The 14,917-nt window shown below is 42.8% G+C and carries 15 protein-coding genes; 11 read left to right on the top strand and 4 right to left on the bottom strand.

Features of this window, described 5'->3' with window-relative positions; all coding sequences use genetic code 11:
- Positions 1-273 precede the first annotated feature (273 nt).
- Both JO154_RS02075 and JO154_RS02070 read right to left on the bottom strand, forming a co-directional pair.
- Positions 274-1,794, bottom strand: coding sequence for a serine hydrolase (locus JO154_RS02075; protein WP_291941428.1), 1,521 nt, complete (start codon positions 1,792-1,794; stop codon positions 274-276).
- Between the two features lie 252 nt (positions 1,795-2,046).
- Entirely contained in the window at positions 2,047-2,175 is a 129-nt protein-coding gene (locus JO154_RS02070) for a hypothetical protein (protein ID WP_291941426.1), read from the bottom strand.
- Between the two features lie 255 nt (positions 2,176-2,430).
- On the opposite strand from JO154_RS02070, the gene JO154_RS02065 reads away from it, so the two are divergent.
- The 7 genes from JO154_RS02065 (at position 2,431) to JO154_RS02035 (ending at position 11,081) form a co-directional block, all read left to right on the top strand.
- Positions 2,431-2,856 (top strand): hypothetical protein, encoded by a 426-nt coding sequence (locus JO154_RS02065; RefSeq protein ID WP_291941425.1) that lies wholly within the window; start codon positions 2,431-2,433, stop codon positions 2,854-2,856.
- A gap of 144 nt (positions 2,857-3,000) precedes the next feature.
- The gene (locus JO154_RS02060; protein ID WP_291941424.1) at positions 3,001-3,615 is read left to right on the top strand and encodes a hydrolase; all 615 of its coding nucleotides are present in this window, start codon (positions 3,001-3,003) and stop codon (positions 3,613-3,615) included.
- Positions 3,616-3,741: 126 nt separating this feature from the next.
- The gene (locus JO154_RS02055) at positions 3,742-4,323 is read left to right on the top strand and encodes a phosphoribosyltransferase family protein (RefSeq protein ID WP_291941423.1); all 582 of its coding nucleotides are present in this window, start codon (positions 3,742-3,744) and stop codon (positions 4,321-4,323) included.
- A 74-nt stretch (positions 4,324-4,397) separates the two neighbouring features.
- Positions 4,398-4,964, top strand: coding sequence for a DUF4256 domain-containing protein (locus JO154_RS02050; protein ID WP_291941422.1), 567 nt, complete (start codon positions 4,398-4,400; stop codon positions 4,962-4,964).
- A gap of 416 nt (positions 4,965-5,380) precedes the next feature.
- Complete coding sequence (locus JO154_RS02045; protein ID WP_291941420.1) at positions 5,381-6,706, top strand: TolC family protein; 1,326 nt, start codon at positions 5,381-5,383, stop codon at positions 6,704-6,706.
- A gap of 41 nt (positions 6,707-6,747) precedes the next feature.
- The gene (locus JO154_RS02040) at positions 6,748-7,824 is read left to right on the top strand and encodes an efflux RND transporter periplasmic adaptor subunit (protein ID WP_291941419.1); all 1,077 of its coding nucleotides are present in this window, start codon (positions 6,748-6,750) and stop codon (positions 7,822-7,824) included.
- Positions 7,825-7,874: 50 nt separating this feature from the next.
- Positions 7,875-11,081: a CusA/CzcA family heavy metal efflux RND transporter gene (locus tag JO154_RS02035; protein ID WP_291941417.1), complete on the top strand. Its 3,207-nt coding sequence runs from the start codon at positions 7,875-7,877 to the stop codon at positions 11,079-11,081.
- 84 nt (positions 11,082-11,165) lie between these two features.
- Here the strand turns inward: JO154_RS02035 and JO154_RS02030 are convergent, their stop codons facing one another.
- Positions 11,166-11,930, bottom strand: coding sequence for a hypothetical protein (locus JO154_RS02030; protein WP_291941415.1), 765 nt, complete (start codon positions 11,928-11,930; stop codon positions 11,166-11,168).
- A 162-nt stretch (positions 11,931-12,092) separates the two neighbouring features.
- On the opposite strand from JO154_RS02030, the gene JO154_RS02025 reads away from it, so the two are divergent.
- The 4 genes from JO154_RS02025 (at position 12,093) to JO154_RS02010 (ending at position 14,561) form a co-directional block, all read left to right on the top strand.
- On the top strand, positions 12,093-12,761 hold the full coding sequence (locus JO154_RS02025; RefSeq protein WP_291941412.1) for an FCD domain-containing protein: 669 nt from the start codon (positions 12,093-12,095) through the stop codon (positions 12,759-12,761).
- The gene (locus JO154_RS02020; RefSeq protein WP_291941410.1) at positions 12,758-13,591 is read left to right on the top strand and encodes a sulfite exporter TauE/SafE family protein; all 834 of its coding nucleotides are present in this window, start codon (positions 12,758-12,760) and stop codon (positions 13,589-13,591) included. The genes JO154_RS02025 and JO154_RS02020 overlap by 4 nt, the downstream gene beginning before the upstream one ends.
- 23 nt (positions 13,592-13,614) lie before the next feature.
- Positions 13,615-13,995, top strand: a complete 381-nt coding sequence (locus tag JO154_RS02015; RefSeq protein ID WP_291941408.1) for a DUF1634 domain-containing protein — start codon at positions 13,615-13,617, stop codon at positions 13,993-13,995.
- A 77-nt stretch (positions 13,996-14,072) separates the two neighbouring features.
- Positions 14,073-14,561: an RDD family protein gene (locus tag JO154_RS02010; protein WP_291941406.1), complete on the top strand. Its 489-nt coding sequence runs from the start codon at positions 14,073-14,075 to the stop codon at positions 14,559-14,561.
- 54 nt (positions 14,562-14,615) lie between these two features.
- Here the strand turns inward: JO154_RS02010 and JO154_RS02005 are convergent, their stop codons facing one another.
- The gene (locus JO154_RS02005; protein ID WP_291941404.1) at positions 14,616-14,834 is read right to left on the bottom strand and encodes a DUF4287 domain-containing protein; all 219 of its coding nucleotides are present in this window, start codon (positions 14,832-14,834) and stop codon (positions 14,616-14,618) included.
- Positions 14,835-14,917: the final 83 nt, after the last annotated feature.

Genomic DNA, 14,917 nt, shown 5'->3' with positions numbered 1-14,917 from the left:
CAAATCTATAATAGGAGGCAAGCAGGACCAAGTTGAAATGCCTAAAAAGTGCAAACAAACACCGAACAAAGTGCGATCAAAATTGCAATGGGCTTGGATTCAGGTAGTTAGGGACGTTCATAGGGGTGGTGGAAGAGAAAAAAGAGATGGTGTCTCCCCATCTCTTTATCCTTATAACGGTGAAGGCTATACTCTATTTGAAAGAAGTGGCTATTTTACCTAAGATACCATCAAATAGTTTTTTCTATTTTTCTAGTTAGCGTTTAATGAAACTTACATCAATCCCAGTTTCTTCATGGCTTTAATCCCATCTTCACTGGTGGGATTCAATTCCAGTGAACGTTTATACATCTGGATCGCATCTGCTTTATAGCCACATTCCAGTAAGGCTTCGCCATAGCTGTCATAGGTATTGAAGTTGTGTGGATCGAGGAAGGTATTCAATTTAAACGTTTCCAGCGACCATTGCTGGTGGCCTGGGGCGCTACATTGATACAGAAAATCATACCCGAGGAAGTTCATCTCCCTATTATTAAAATAGAAATGCGTAGTATCTGCCATATAGAGGTGCAACATACATGCTGCATGATCTGGCCCTTTTTCTATCAAGGCTTTGGCATAGGCGCGAACCGCTGATTTTCTTAAGTCCAATTGCTGGGCTGGGAGGTGGTTGAGCATTTGAAAACAGGAGGTAACATTCTTCCCAAATTGGTTGTTGCCATTGGTATAAGCCACTATCATTTGGTTCCGGTCCATATTATGATAATAGAAGGTGGCTAGTCCGAACTTAAATCCTCCATGTCCAACGCCGCGTCCAAAGTTGGGCTGATGGAATATTTCCCAGCCCAGCCCATACTGGCCGCTGCCTTCTCCTTCCATGGTATCCATTTGCTCCGTGTATTCTTTCCCGTTATTCAGTTTTAATGGTGTAAGCGCTTCTTCCACTGTTTTTAATGATAATAATTTCCCACTAAAGAAAGCATTATCAAACCGGATCATATCATCTACAGTAGTGATGACATTGGATGGGCCTATACTAGCCTGATTGTTGTATTCGCTGAACCGATAGCGCTTCACTTGTTCTGAAGGGCAATAAAGGGAGTCATAGTATGTTGGTTTTACTTGTTGCTTCACACAGAGGGTATCTGTTTTACTGCCATAAACAGCTACATAAGTATCTTTCATGCCAGCAGGAAGGAAAATGTGCTGACGCAGATAAAGAGGGAAGGAGGTTCCAGTAATCTTTTCCACGATTAAGGCCAGTAAGGTATAGTTGGTATTGCAGTAACGAAATTGGTCGCCGGGAGGAAAGTATAGTCCATGCTTCCATTGTTGCAGCAGCGGTAAAACAGCGGCATTTGATATCACAGTATCCGGGTATTGTTTCACAACTTCTTCATATAGTTCCAGATTGGGTAATCCGGAAGTATGGGTCAGCAGATGGCGGATGGTAATGCCTTTAAATGGGAACGTGGGGAGGTACTTTATTACTTCGTCTTCCAGCTTTAATTTTCTTTGCTCTTTTAACTGAAGAATGGCTGTAGACGTGAAAATCTTTGAAATGGAAGCGAGGTTAAACCGGGATTGTGAGGTATTGGGCTGTTGCGTAGCATAGTTCGCATATCCACCGGCATAGGCAAATACTTTTTTGCCCATTTCTGCCATGGCGATATTACCATCATAAAGATGATGGGCAGATAAGGTATTACAATAGGCTTGCAGGGCTGAGTCCCGCTGTTGGGCTTTACTGGCGAAGGAGAGAAGGCACCATGTTCCAATAATGAATAGTCGCATAAAATGGGTTTATAAGGCAAAACAATACTATTGAAAAGCTGTCATAGGGATAATTATCTGTTACGGATGAGGTGAGTTTTGTGACGAAATGCCTACATCTTGATGTGAAATTTGGCTTTTCTATCTCATTCCTTGTCTTCAAAGAAATTTTTCAAATGTTTTGCTAGCGCGACAACATTCCCTTCTGGCGAATAATGGTCCATCCATTCAAGGTCTTGATATCCGGTTGTTGTAATGCTACTGCCAGCGCCTTTAACCCGCTATGGAAATAGGCCGGCCAGCTATCAGGCTAACGGGAATGGCTATATGTTGATAGCGGGCTACTTTGAACCGGATGACGGTGCCGTCTGGAGAGTGGGTAGTATGAATAGTAAAAGGCATAGCAAAATACTTAATGGATGAAACAACTTTAATAAAGCTGAACAATATTATTGGAAAGCTGTTATAGCGATAACTTAATGTTGCGAAAGCGGTGAATTTTGTGATGGAAGGCCTACATTTTTATGTGGGTGCAGCGCGACAAGCCAGGTCTTTTATCTCATTTTAAGGAGATTTTAAGCCGAATTAAATATAGTTCTGGCCTAATGGCAAGAAAATTGAATTATCATCGTACAAATACAAAAACAAATTAAACACATGAAAAAGTTAATTGCTGCAATGGCCATCATGATGGCGGCGTCTCCAATCTTTGCACAAACTGCTACACCTGCATCTGCTACTACTAAACAAGCACCTGCTGCTGTAAAACAGGCCGCTGTTAAAACCCCAACTGCTGCCCCTAAAGCGTTACCAGCTCCTGAAAAAAGAGCTATCGCCTACACAGATGAATTAAAAGCAAAATTACACCTGACAGACGATCAGTATAAGAAAGTACTGGACGTAAATACTGAATGCATTCGTCGTAAAGATGCCCTGAAAGCGAGCGGACAGAAAGGCGGTACTGGTTTCAAGGATATTTCTACTTACCGTAAGCAGCAATTCCAGACTATTCTCACCCCTGATCAGCTTACACAGTTGAAAGCAATGAATGCACAGAAAGGTGGAAAGAATGACGCAGAATAATTATAACTATCATACTAAGAAAAGGGAGCAGTTTCACTGTTCCCTTTTTTTATGCCCTTGTTCTGGAGGATGTAAGTGCGGATTTTGAACATAAGGAGTGGCATAGGAGTTTTAAATTAAACTTACCTTAAAATTTAAAATACCATGACCAGTATCACTCCCGTTCGAAATCCCCAGGAAGATTACCTCTTAACGCCTGAAAACGCTGCGCTTCTGATCATCGATTATCAGCCAGTACAGGTTTCTTCCATTAAATCCATGGATCAGAATTTATTGATAAGACAGATTGTACGACTGGCTGAGACAGCCCGATTGTATAACCTACCGATTGTATTGTCTACCGTGAATGTGGCTACCGGCAAGAATAAAGACACCATCGACCCTTTGAAAGCTGTCATTAGGGATTTACCGTCCTATGATCGGACATCTATTAATGCTTGGGAAGACAAGGAATTCCGAGATGCGGTAGCAGCTACTGATAGGAAAAAGCTGATAATGGCGGCCTTATGGACCGAAGCCTGTCTTACTTTTCCTTGTATTGATGCCTTGAAAGTGGGTTATGGTGTGTATCCAGTGGTAGATGCAGTAGGAGGTACCTCTCATGAAGCGCATAATGCTGCCCTGAGAAGAATGGAGCAGGCTGGAGCACAGCTCATCTCCGTCAATCAACTCTTATGCGAGCTACAGCGCGATTGGAACCGCTCAGCCACGGTACCAGGTTTTACGCAGATATTGTTTAAAGAAGGCGGCATTGTGTAACTACAGCCGATCGAGGACTGGCTGTCTCCCTATATCCCAATCCCTGGAATTCCTTTGTGGCACAAATTGTGTGCGGTTTTTATGTAGAAAAATCTTCTGTTTTTAGTCCTTTAAAAACGGTGTTTTATGGAAAAGAACATTCTGTTTGAAGACAGACAACAGGCCGCTGAAACCATGGCTATCCTGCTGCAAGCCTCTCTGATGGAAGGTGAATCTGTAGCCATTGGCATCAATGACGAAGGAGCAAATATGGCCAGTTATATTGCTAAGATTTTGAACATCCCTACGATGGAAATTTTCGTGCAGAAGCTGGCTGATCCTGCCAACAAAGACCATGTATGGGGCGCAATATGTGAGGAGGAAGAGTTATACGAAATGGCGCAAACACCGCCAGAGGAGCTGGAAGCCTACTTGCAGTTAAGGGAAAAGACTAAACAGGTCATGCATAAAAAGATTGAACAGCAGCGGGCTGGTCAAAAGTTTCCGGATCTGACGGGGAAAAATGCGATCCTGATTACGGATGGTATTAAATCAGGGGCATCGGCAGTTGCCGCTATTCATTTCTGCCAGCATCATCATGCCAAATCAGTAGTGGTGGCAGCACCTGTTGCCATGCGGTCTATGGATGATAATTTATGTGAAGCAGACCTGGTTTTGATTCCCAACAGATTCATTGGCAGCTATGAGATTAATGATTTTTATGCTTAATGCCAGCCTGTAAATTTTTGCAATTACTTCCTACCTTTATAGCTATGCTTGTCTATAAATAACACTATTAAGCTATGAAGAACACTACTAGGAAGTTATCATCCGCACAGCAATCCGCACTGCTGGAAACCTTGAAAGCCCGTTTCGGGAAAAACATGCATCGTCATAAGGGGCTAGAATGGGAGGAAGTAGCATCCCGACTGGAAGGCTCCGCTGCCAAACTTTGGTCGCTCCATGAGATGGAAAATACAGGCGGAGAGCCAGATGTAGTGGGGCAGGATAAAAAAACAGGTGCATACATCTTCTTTGACTGTTCCGCCGAAACGCCCAAAGAGCGTAGAAATTGCTGTTATGACCGGGCAGCATTGGATGCCAGGAAAGAGCATAAACCCGCCAATTCAGCTATGGATATGGCCGCTGATATGGGGATTGAACTCTTGTCTGAAGACCAGTATCGCCAACTGCAAGACCTGGGAAAATTCGATACAAAAACCTCCAGTTGGGTGAAAACCCCTGAAGCTATCAGGAAATTGGATGGCGCCCTCTTTGGCGACCGCCGTTATGATCACGTCTTTATTTACCACAATGGCGCCTCTTCCTATTATGCGGCAAGAGGGTTCCGAGGTGTACTGAATATTTAATTAAATTATTATATTTTAGGGAGATAGAAGTCAATTGATTCTGAATATCCTTACCCATCATCCCATGATTTAAAAGGACCAGCTATACAGCTTGTCCTTTTTTATTTCATGGTATAGCGGTAGGTTAAAAATATTCCGCACAACTGAACAAACAGTCTGCCTACAATAAGTGTTATAGCTATTAAATTTTCGTATATGCTAAGAGGTAACCAAAAAATCGTATATGCATTAGGGATGGATTACACTTTTGCCGGAACCCATAAGTAATAAGGATTCCGTCCATATTCTGGGGCCAGAACTTAAGGCCGTTTACTGTACATTAAAACCTTCTAATTTGGTTCTTATCATCTTTTAATCTGGCTCTAGATACTATTTCTGTAATTTTCCGCCATAAAATGTTCCCTAATTTTTCGACTATGCAATTTAAAATGTTGCGTGTTTGTATTTTCCTTTGCATGGGTTTCATAGGGGCGAAAGCCCAGCAAGGTTATCCCTTGCCAGTTGTGGATACCATGAGTCTCCGTTTGGACAGTGCGGAGCATCTTTTCTTAAGGAATAACCTTGCCCTTTTAGCCCAACGATATAATATCGATGTAGTTAAGGCATTGGAAATACAAGCCAGATTGTATCCAAATCCGAATTTCTCTTTTTCCACTGCCCTAGTAGGACATGATCCTAATATAGATCCTCCTCCTAAGAATAGGCTGTTTCCTTCTCCATTTTCCCCTGCGGGAGAGGCTTCTAGTAATGTCAGCCAGGAAATAGTTATAGCGGGCAAAAGGAATAAAGCCATTAAACTGGCGCAATATAATACTCGACTATCTGAGTACCAGTTCTATGATCTCATGCGCACCTTGAGATATACACTGCGCACGGATTTCTTTACCATCTATTTTCTACAGGCCAGCGCAAAGGTTTATAGAGATGAAATTGATGGTTTGCAGGTAGTGGTCAACGCATACAATAACCTGATTAAAGAAAACAAATTCTGGATTTCTGAAAAGGAAGTGGTGCGGGTGAAAGCCCAGTTGTATAGCTTGCAAAGTGAATACCAGGGCTTGATTGATCAGATCAATAACACGCAGAGTGAGTTGAAATTAATCTTGCAGGTAAAGAACTTGACATACTTGGTACCACAGGTAGATACCAATATGGTTGCAGCGGCGAATCCTTTGAAGTATCCGCTGCCAGAGCTGATAGATTCTGCATATCAGCGTCGGACTGATCTTAAGATAGCACAAACTAATACACAGATCAGTCGCATGAATTACAGCTATCAAAAGGCCTTGGCGGTTCCCGATCCTACGTTTAGCATGAACTATGATAAACAAGGTAGTTACATACATGACCTCTTCATGGCGGGAGTAGCCTTTGATCTCCCTTTCTTCAATCGCAATCAGGGTAATATCAGGTCTGCGAAAGCGACGATTAAAATGAATGAGGTATCCGAACAAAGTGTGGCTATGACCGTCGAGGAAAACGTTTATAGGTCTTTGCAACAGTCGATTGATGCGGATAAGTTATTCCAGAAAATTGATCCCAGCTTTAAGAATGATTACAGTCGCCTGATAGCGGCGGCTCTCGATGCATATAAGAAACGTACGATTGGATTGCTGGACTTCTTGGATTTTTATGATTCCTACAAACAGAATACCCTTCAAATCAATGGCATACAACTGAATAAGTTAAATGCTTTAGAAAGTATCAACTTTTATACTGGCTTTAGTTTTTTTAATAATTAAAGATGCATACCCCCATGCGGACAATATCAAAAATGAGCAATTTGACAAGATTGTTGCTGATAATCGCCATGGCAACAGCTTTTGGTTGTGGTTCGAAGAATGAGAACAAAAACAATGAAAGAGAAGCTTATGTAATTCCCGATTCGTTGATGAAGCGATTGAAGCTGGACACCGTTAAAATGACGCCAGTGGTAGATGCCATCACACTCACCGGGATGGTGGATTTTAACCAGGATAACCAAGTAAATATTTTCCCACCTGTCAGCGGTATCGTACAAAACGTAACTACCCAGTTAGGAGATATGGTGAAACAAGGGCAGGTACTGGCGATTGTGAAAAGCTCTGAAATGGCAGGCTATCAGAATAATATGGTAGTAGCAGAAACGAATGTAACCAGTACTAAAAAGCAACTGGATGCCACGAAGGATCTTTTTAAAAATGGGCTTGCCTCTCAACTGGATCTGACTACAGCGCAAACCAACTATGATCAAGCATTAGCACAGTTGCAAATGCAACAACGGATTCTAAAAATCAACGGAGATAATCGCCAGGGTATATATATGGTGAAGTCACCCATCAATGGATTTATCGTTCAGAAAAACATCACCAATAACACCGTTATCCGCACGGATAATGGTACGAATCTGTTCACTATTTCTGATCTCAAAAACGTATGGATTCAGGCCAATGTCTATGAGTCCAATATTACCCGCGTTCATGTGGGAGATAACGTGAATGTGACGACGTTATCTTACCCTGATAAAGTGTTTAAGGGAAAGGTTGATAAAATGTTGAATGTGTTGGATCCTGCCAGCAAAGTGATGAAGGTGCGGGTGGTGCTTCCCAACGAGGATTACCTGTTGAAACCGCAGATGTTTGCCAGTGTCAATGTATTGAATCCATTGGACAAACAAGCATTAACGATTTCCTCTCATGCATTGATGTTTGACCATAGCCAATATTATGTGTTGATTTATCACAGCAACAAGGATGTACGCATTACCCCGGTACAGGTACTGGGCGCCAACGGTAGTGAAACTTATATCACAGGACTCAAAGAAGGTGATCATGTGATTGCCACCGATGTGATCTTGATTTATGAGGCACTAAATAGTTGATAGGGAGACACGTGTCCATCAAAACTCTTAGAATCCTTTAATACAATACAATGACGAAGATATTAAGAAGGATCATTGGCTTTTCGCTGAAGAATAAGTATTTCATTTTATTCATTACAGTATTGCTCATCATCACGGGGGTGTTCACCTTCATCAATATGCCGATTGAAGCATTTCCGGATGTTACCAATACAGAGATTACCATCATTACCCAATGGCCTGGCCGTAGTGCGGAAGAAGTAGAGAAGTTTGTCACCATTCCCATTGAAATAGCGATGAACCCCGTGCAGAAGAAAATAAGTCTGCGCAGCACTACTATATTCGGATTATCGTTTATCAAACTGATATTTGATGATGATGTCAAAGATGCCCAAGCCCGGCAGCAGGTGATGAACCTGCTGCCGAATGCCACCTTGCCTGGTGGTGTCCAACCGTCCGTACAGCCACCTACAGGGCCTACCGGGGAGATCTACCGCTATACCATCACCAGTACTTTCCGCGATGTAAGAGAGCTGAAAACGATGCAGGACTGGGTAATTGACCGTCATTTAAGGAGTGTACCTGGGGTAGGTGATATCAATAGTTTTGGAGGTAAAACCAAAGCGTATGAGATCAAGGTAGACCCAGGTAAACTGGCCAATTTAGGACTTACGCCGCTAGACGTATTTACAGCAGTTCAGAATACGAATATTAATGTGGGGGGAGACATGATCTTCCAGAATAACCAGGCCTTCGTAGTACGTGGGATAGGATTACTGAATGATATAGAAGAAATAAAAAATATCATTGTTCAGAACAACAATGGCGTACCATTGCTGGTAAAGGATGTAGCTGCTGTTGAAATCTCCAATATACCGCGATTAGGTTGGGTTGGTAGAAGCGATGGGACCATTGATAAAGATGGAAAGAGAACTGTAAAAGATCAGCCGGATGTGGTGGAAGCGATTGTGGTGATGCGGAAAGGCGAAAATCCATCTGAGGTAGTGGAGAGCCTGAAAAAGAAGATCGATTATCTCAATGCTTATGTATTACCTCCTGATACCCGCATTGTGCCTTACTATGACCGCGCTAATCTCATCGAATATGCGACGCATACGGTACTGCATAACCTGATAGAAGGTATTGTGCTGGTAATCATATTGATTTCTCTCTTCTTGTTCGATTGGAGGGCTACTTTGGTGGTGGCGGTTATCATTCCCATTTCGTTGCTGTTCGCCTTTATATGCTTGCATATCATGGGGATGAGCGCCAACTTATTGTCGCTGGGAGCAGTCGATTTTGGGATCATCCTAGACGGGACCATTGTGATGGTGGAAGGGATCTTTGTCGTCTTGGATGCGAAGGCCAAAGAGGTCGGGATGGAACGGTTTAATAAGTTGAGTAAGTTGGGATTGATCCGCAAGAATGCCGCTGAAATTGGGAAGCGTCCATTTTATTTGAACGTGATTATTATCACGGCCTTGCTACCCATTTTTGCCTTCCAGAAGGTGGAGGGTAAGATGTTCTCCCCATTGGCCAATACCCTCAGTTTCGCGTTATTGGGATCATTGATTACCACGCTTACACTCGTACCGGTATTAATCAGCATGTTGATGCGCAAAAATGTCAAGGAAAGACATAATCCTATTGTGCATCATATGATGGGCTTTATGTTGATGGGTTTTATCCGGGCATTCAAGCGAAAAGAGATTGTAGTGGTGTTATCCATGATCGCAATGGTAATAGGGATTTATTCCTTTAAATTCTTGGGTTCTGAATTCTTACCAGAATTAAACGAAGGAAGTATTTGGATACGTATCCAGGCCAATTACAGTATTGATTTGAATAAGTCGGTCGAAATTTCCAAGCAGGCCAGGGATATCATCATGAAGTTCCCGCAGGTGCAATACTGTGTATCCCAAACGGGGCGCCCGGATAATGGTACCGATGTTACGGGCTATTACAATAATGAATTTGACGTATTGATGTTCCCAGAATCTAAATGGAATCCGAAAATTTCCAAGGAGCAACTGGTAGATACGATGAACAAGGCATTAGCAGTTATTCCCGGTGTGAACCTGAACTTTTCTCAGCCTATTATGGATAACGTGGAGGAAGCTGTATCAGGGGTGAAGGGAAGTATCGTATTGAAGATCTATGGAGATTCCCTGAATTATATGGAAGGGAAGCTATCTGAATATTTCAATGTGTTGAAGAAGGTGAGGGGTATTGAGGATTTGGGTATCATGCACAACGTAGGACAGCCAGAGCTGGATATTAATCTCAGTCAGCAAAAGATGGCCTTGTATGGCGTGGCTACCTCGCAGGCCAATGCCGTCATCAGTATGGCGATGACCGGATTAGGGCCTGGTGGCGTACCTGCCAGTCAGTTGTATGAAGGCATTAAGATATTTGATATTCGGGTGAGGATGCCGGAAGAATTCCGACGAACGCCCGCCCAGATAGGGGAATTGCTGGTGCCAACACAAAACGGCAGTAAGGTACCTATCAAGGAAATAGCCACCATCACGCAAAAGACAGGGGGGGCCTTGATTTTCAGGGATGATAACCAGCGTTATGCCGCATTGAAGTTTTCTATTCGCGGGCGTGATATGGGTAGTACCATTAAAGAAGCGATGGAGAAAGTGAAAGAGAAGGTGCATTTGAAGAGAGGCTATACCATGGCGTTCCAGGGTGATTTCGAGAACCAGCAAAGAGCACAAAAGCGATTAGCATTAGTAGTGCCTATTAGTTTGGGTTTGATATTTTTACTGCTGATTAGTATGTTTGGCAACTTCAAAGACGCCCTGCTAGTATTTACCAACGTACCATTTGCCCTTGTAGGAGGTATACTTGCCCTCCACATTACGGGTACCAACTTCAGTATATCCGCTGGTATTGGTTTTATCGCCTTGTTTGGTATATGTATCCAGGATGGTATCATCTTGATAACGCGGTTCAAGGAGAACTTGGCCACTATGCGAGGGAAGGATATGCTGTATAATGCTATTAAATTGGGTGTGAATACGAGGATACGTCCGGTAATGATGACGGCGTTAATGGCGGCCATCGGGTTATTCCCAGCAGCTATTTCCCATGGTATTGGATCAGAGAGTTCCAGGCCGTTGGCGAGAGTAGTGATTGGAGGTATTCTCTGTGCGATGGTGTTCTCCTTGTGGGTATTCCCGCTCATATTTGGCTGGGCTTACAGGAAAGTAGATAAACTGCCTTATCGTGAAGTAGGACCTCAAGACAATGGCAATGGAAATGGGATTTAGAATATGATATCCTAAAATAGAAAAACCTCGTTCTCTATTAATCGAGAACGAGGTTTTTTCTTTTGTATATAACTCTTTGGTCTGTTAGAATTTGATGATAAGCTTTTCGGAGATCAGCTTATTGTCTTTATAATATTCAAAATACCATTCACCGTTTTTCTTCATAACGATACCGTTATTAATTCCGTTGTCTGCGATAAAATAATCCGGTGCAGAAGTTTTCAACAGCGTCATTACTTTTTTAGGTGTGGTATCAATCAATTGAAAACCATTGGCAGTAGCCTGGGCGTATAGGGTACCAGTTGCTACTTTCATTTCCGGTGTGGCAGGTGCAGCAGTAGGAGTCACTGTAGCAGGAGTAGGTGCAGGTGTGGCCGCAACGGCAATAACAGGGGCCGTCTGCTGCGTCGTATAGGTGGTACCGTTATAGGTGTATGGTTCCCCATTGAGAGAGGCAAATGCATCTCGTAAGGCTTCATTATAAGCTACTCCGAAATCTTTTTCTCTGCTTTTTCCTTCTTTACCTTTATAGACAATATTTCCTTGGCAATCTTTCAGTAATAAGGTGAGATTGGTGACAAACAGGGCCTTTCGTTGTTGTACTTCTGCTCTGAGGGCATTACATTTATTGGCTGCCAGATCTGCTGGTAATTCCTCGTTGCCAACAAAGGCAGTAAATCCTTTCTGTTCCAGTAGTAGCTTGGTGATGGTATTTAATCCATACTGGTTTACTTCCTTGCTGAATTCAAATTTCTCTGGTACGATTACATATTTGTAATTGTTAATCGTGTTTTGGGCATAGCTGGAAACTGTGCAGCACAGCAGCATCAAAAGCGCATATATTCTCATAAAAATAAATTACATCTGGATTTGACGAATGTATACAAAATACGCATCAAAATATAAATTGTTACGTATTAGTTATAATTTTTACTGGTTAATTATTTTGAAACATCTGATGTTTTAAATGTATAATGGCTATATTTGTAAAACATCAGATGTTTTATAATCATGTCTAAACGTGAGAAATTAGCAGATGTAGTCATTGAAAAGCTGCAAGAGCACATCTCTCTTGGTAAATGGAAGAAAGGAGCGAAGATCCCCGCCGAGCCGGAATTAATGACTCAATTCAAAGTGGGAAGGTCCACAATTAGGGAGGCCATTAAAACGCTTGCCCGTAACGGCGTATTGCATGTACAGCAAGGTTCCGGGACATATGTAAAAGAAATCAGCGTAGATGCGGAGTCCTTGGAGCAGCGCCTCCGCAGGGCGGCACAGAAGGAGTTAAACCAAGTACGTACCCTCTTGGAACGGGAAATAATCCGCCTGGCAGTAGTGCATCGCAAACAACAGCAGTTAAAAGAAATGCAACAGGCCCTGGATAAACGTAAAGAGGCGGTGAGTGCGGGTGATTACCAGATGGCCATTGATGCGGATATCCTTTTCCATACCAAACTAGCAGTAGCCAGTCAGAATAGTGTACTGGCAGATCTTTTTATCAGCTTTTCCAAGGTGCTGCGTAATGCATTCCAACAAAGGGACGCCGGCAGCGTAGTACAGTTTGGCCGAACGCAGGCCTTACACGAACAATTATTGCAGGCAGTAGCCGATAAAAATGAATCCGCCGCCCTGGCATGTTTAGATACCTTATTGCAGCATAATTTAAGAGTTACAAAATGACGGTTTTAGCGTTTACATTGATCTTGTTTGCTGGCGCCTATTCGGCCGGTTTGATTGGCTCCCTGACCGGGCTAGGAGGGGGCGTGGTGATTATTCCGTTGCTTAGTGTGTTCCTGGGAGTAGATATTCAATATGCTATCGGGGCCGCCCTGGTATCCGTGATTGCAACCTCCTCGGGGTCTGCGGCTGCCTATGTACGGGAAGGTATTACGAATATGCGGATAGGCATGTTCCTGGAAATAGCCACCACTATTGGCGCCGTGGTAGGAGCGTTGTTAGCTACTATTGCGCCGACACATTTCATAGCTATTCTGTTTGGATGTATCCTGATATTCTCTGCTATGAACTCGCTGCGGAAGAAAACAGTGCATGTATTAAAGGAATCGAGTCCCCTCGCAGCGCGACTTAAACTGTACGGCAATTATCCTACGCCAACAGGATTAATGAAATATGGTACTAAGAACGTAGTGGGTGGATTTGCGATGATGGTGGTAGCGGGAGTGCTTTCCGGCTTGCTGGGAATAGGTTCTGGCGCATTAAAAGTGATTGCAATGGATAACATCATGCGCATTCCATTTAAAGTATCTACCACTACGAGCAACTTTATGATGGGTGTAACAGCCACGGCTAGTGCGGTAGTTTACCTGCAACGAGGGTATATCCAACCGGATATATGCATGCCCGTAGTCATCGGCGTATTGTTGGGAGCCTTAACAGGCGCTAGAATCCTCATTCGTTCCTCTCCGGAAAAACTGAAGATATTCTTTGCTATTGTAATCACCTTGTTGGCCCTGCAAATGATTTACAATGGTATTACCGGCAGGATTTAATAGCATGATTAAAAATCAATACTATGGCAAACTTAAAAGATAGAGATCTGCAATATATAATAGGTAACCTGCTTCGCTGGGGGGTATGGACTTCCCTGGGGATCGCACTGGCGGGAGGAGTGTTATATCTTTCAGCGCATGGCCAGGAAATCGTACATCATCCGAAGTTTGTGGAGCAAGATAATAATATGCTTGGTATTCTACATCATGTCTTTCAGGGGATTGGGGCCGGACAAGGAACTGCGCTTATCATGTTAGGCGTGATGATGTTGTTTGCGACCCCTATTATGCGGGTTATATTTTCCCTTATTGGATTTGCATTGGAGAAGGATAAGCTGTATGTGGGAATCACGCTAATTGTGCTCTTGATAATTTTAGTGAGTGTCCGAGGTGGGCTGGGATAGTGGTGTCTACCTACAACTTAATGGTCAATTTTATCAGTGCTCTTGTTAAAGTCATTAAGTCTTATTTTCTTTAGGATATGAACACACAATATAACAATCCTATGGAATCGTCAGAGCAGACTATCTTTGATGATGAACCGAACCTAGTACAAGCATCGAGTGGTAAACGTTTTTTAAACTCTGTCATTGACTCGATTAGTTTTTATCTATTCTTTATTATAGTTGTGGGGGTGATTGCAGTGATCTCTCCTTCGGTGGTTGCATCTTTCGTGAATTTAAAAGAGGTTCCGGGTGCGGATCAGCTACTGGGCTTAGTATTGTTTGGCCTTTACATGGGTATGATGGAAATCATTACTCGTGGCCGTACATTAGGAAAATTAATGACTGGAACTGCTGCGGTGGTATCGGAAACGGGTGTAACACCAAGTGTTAAGCAACTGTTTATTCGTGGTATCGCTCGTTGTGTACCATTCGAAGCTTTCAGCGCATTGGGTAATCCATGTTATCCATGGCACGACCGTTGGTCTGGTACCGAGGTAATCGATCTTAAAAAATCAAGACGATAAAATTTATTTAACAAACAAGCGGCCGGTAAATTTTACCGGCCGCTTGTTTTATGGCTATTCTTTTTTCCCGCTCAGTAAAGCATAAATTGCCATGGCATGGCCATGGCCCAGTTCAAAATCCGCTTTCAGCCAGGCTACAATTTCACCTGCCTTTACGCCTGGTTTCAATTTTCCTTTCTCACTAAACCCCTTTCCATCAGCGAGCTTTTTGAAATCTTCCGGAGATTTTCCTGTTTTCTTTTGAATGTTGTCTAGATAAGCTTGAAAAGACATAATCACATGGTTTTCGATAGTAAAATAAATGGTTAACGCTGAAAGGTACTGTACATTACGCATATAACATAATCTGAAATCCC

Source organism: Chitinophaga sp. (assembly GCF_019236475.1).
Taxonomy (GTDB): domain Bacteria; phylum Bacteroidota; class Bacteroidia; order Chitinophagales; family Chitinophagaceae; genus Chitinophaga.
The sequence above is the reverse complement of the archived record's forward strand: the minus strand, read 5'-3'. Positions and strand labels throughout refer to the sequence as shown.

Coding starts and splice junctions, on each gene's coding strand:
- JO154_RS02075 (WP_291941428.1), bottom strand. CDS start 1,794: ATGCGACTATTCATTATTGGAACATGGTGCCTTCTCTCCTTCGCCAGT.
- JO154_RS02070 (WP_291941426.1), bottom strand. CDS start 2,175: ATGCCTTTTACTATTCATACTACCCACTCTCCAGACGGCACCGTCATC.
- JO154_RS02065 (WP_291941425.1), top strand. CDS start 2,431: ATGAAAAAGTTAATTGCTGCAATGGCCATCATGATGGCGGCGTCTCCA.
- JO154_RS02060 (WP_291941424.1), top strand. CDS start 3,001: ATGACCAGTATCACTCCCGTTCGAAATCCCCAGGAAGATTACCTCTTA.
- JO154_RS02055 (WP_291941423.1), top strand. CDS start 3,742: ATGGAAAAGAACATTCTGTTTGAAGACAGACAACAGGCCGCTGAAACC.
- JO154_RS02050 (WP_291941422.1), top strand. CDS start 4,398: ATGAAGAACACTACTAGGAAGTTATCATCCGCACAGCAATCCGCACTG.
- JO154_RS02045 (WP_291941420.1), top strand. CDS start 5,381: ATGCAATTTAAAATGTTGCGTGTTTGTATTTTCCTTTGCATGGGTTTC.
- JO154_RS02035 (WP_291941417.1), top strand. CDS start 7,875: ATGACGAAGATATTAAGAAGGATCATTGGCTTTTCGCTGAAGAATAAG.
- JO154_RS02030 (WP_291941415.1), bottom strand. CDS start 11,930: ATGAGAATATATGCGCTTTTGATGCTGCTGTGCTGCACAGTTTCCAGC.
- JO154_RS02025 (WP_291941412.1), top strand. CDS start 12,093: ATGTCTAAACGTGAGAAATTAGCAGATGTAGTCATTGAAAAGCTGCAA.
- JO154_RS02020 (WP_291941410.1), top strand. CDS start 12,758: ATGACGGTTTTAGCGTTTACATTGATCTTGTTTGCTGGCGCCTATTCG.
- JO154_RS02015 (WP_291941408.1), top strand. CDS start 13,615: ATGGCAAACTTAAAAGATAGAGATCTGCAATATATAATAGGTAACCTG.
- JO154_RS02010 (WP_291941406.1), top strand. CDS start 14,073: ATGAACACACAATATAACAATCCTATGGAATCGTCAGAGCAGACTATC.
- JO154_RS02005 (WP_291941404.1), bottom strand. CDS start 14,834: ATGTCTTTTCAAGCTTATCTAGACAACATTCAAAAGAAAACAGGAAAA.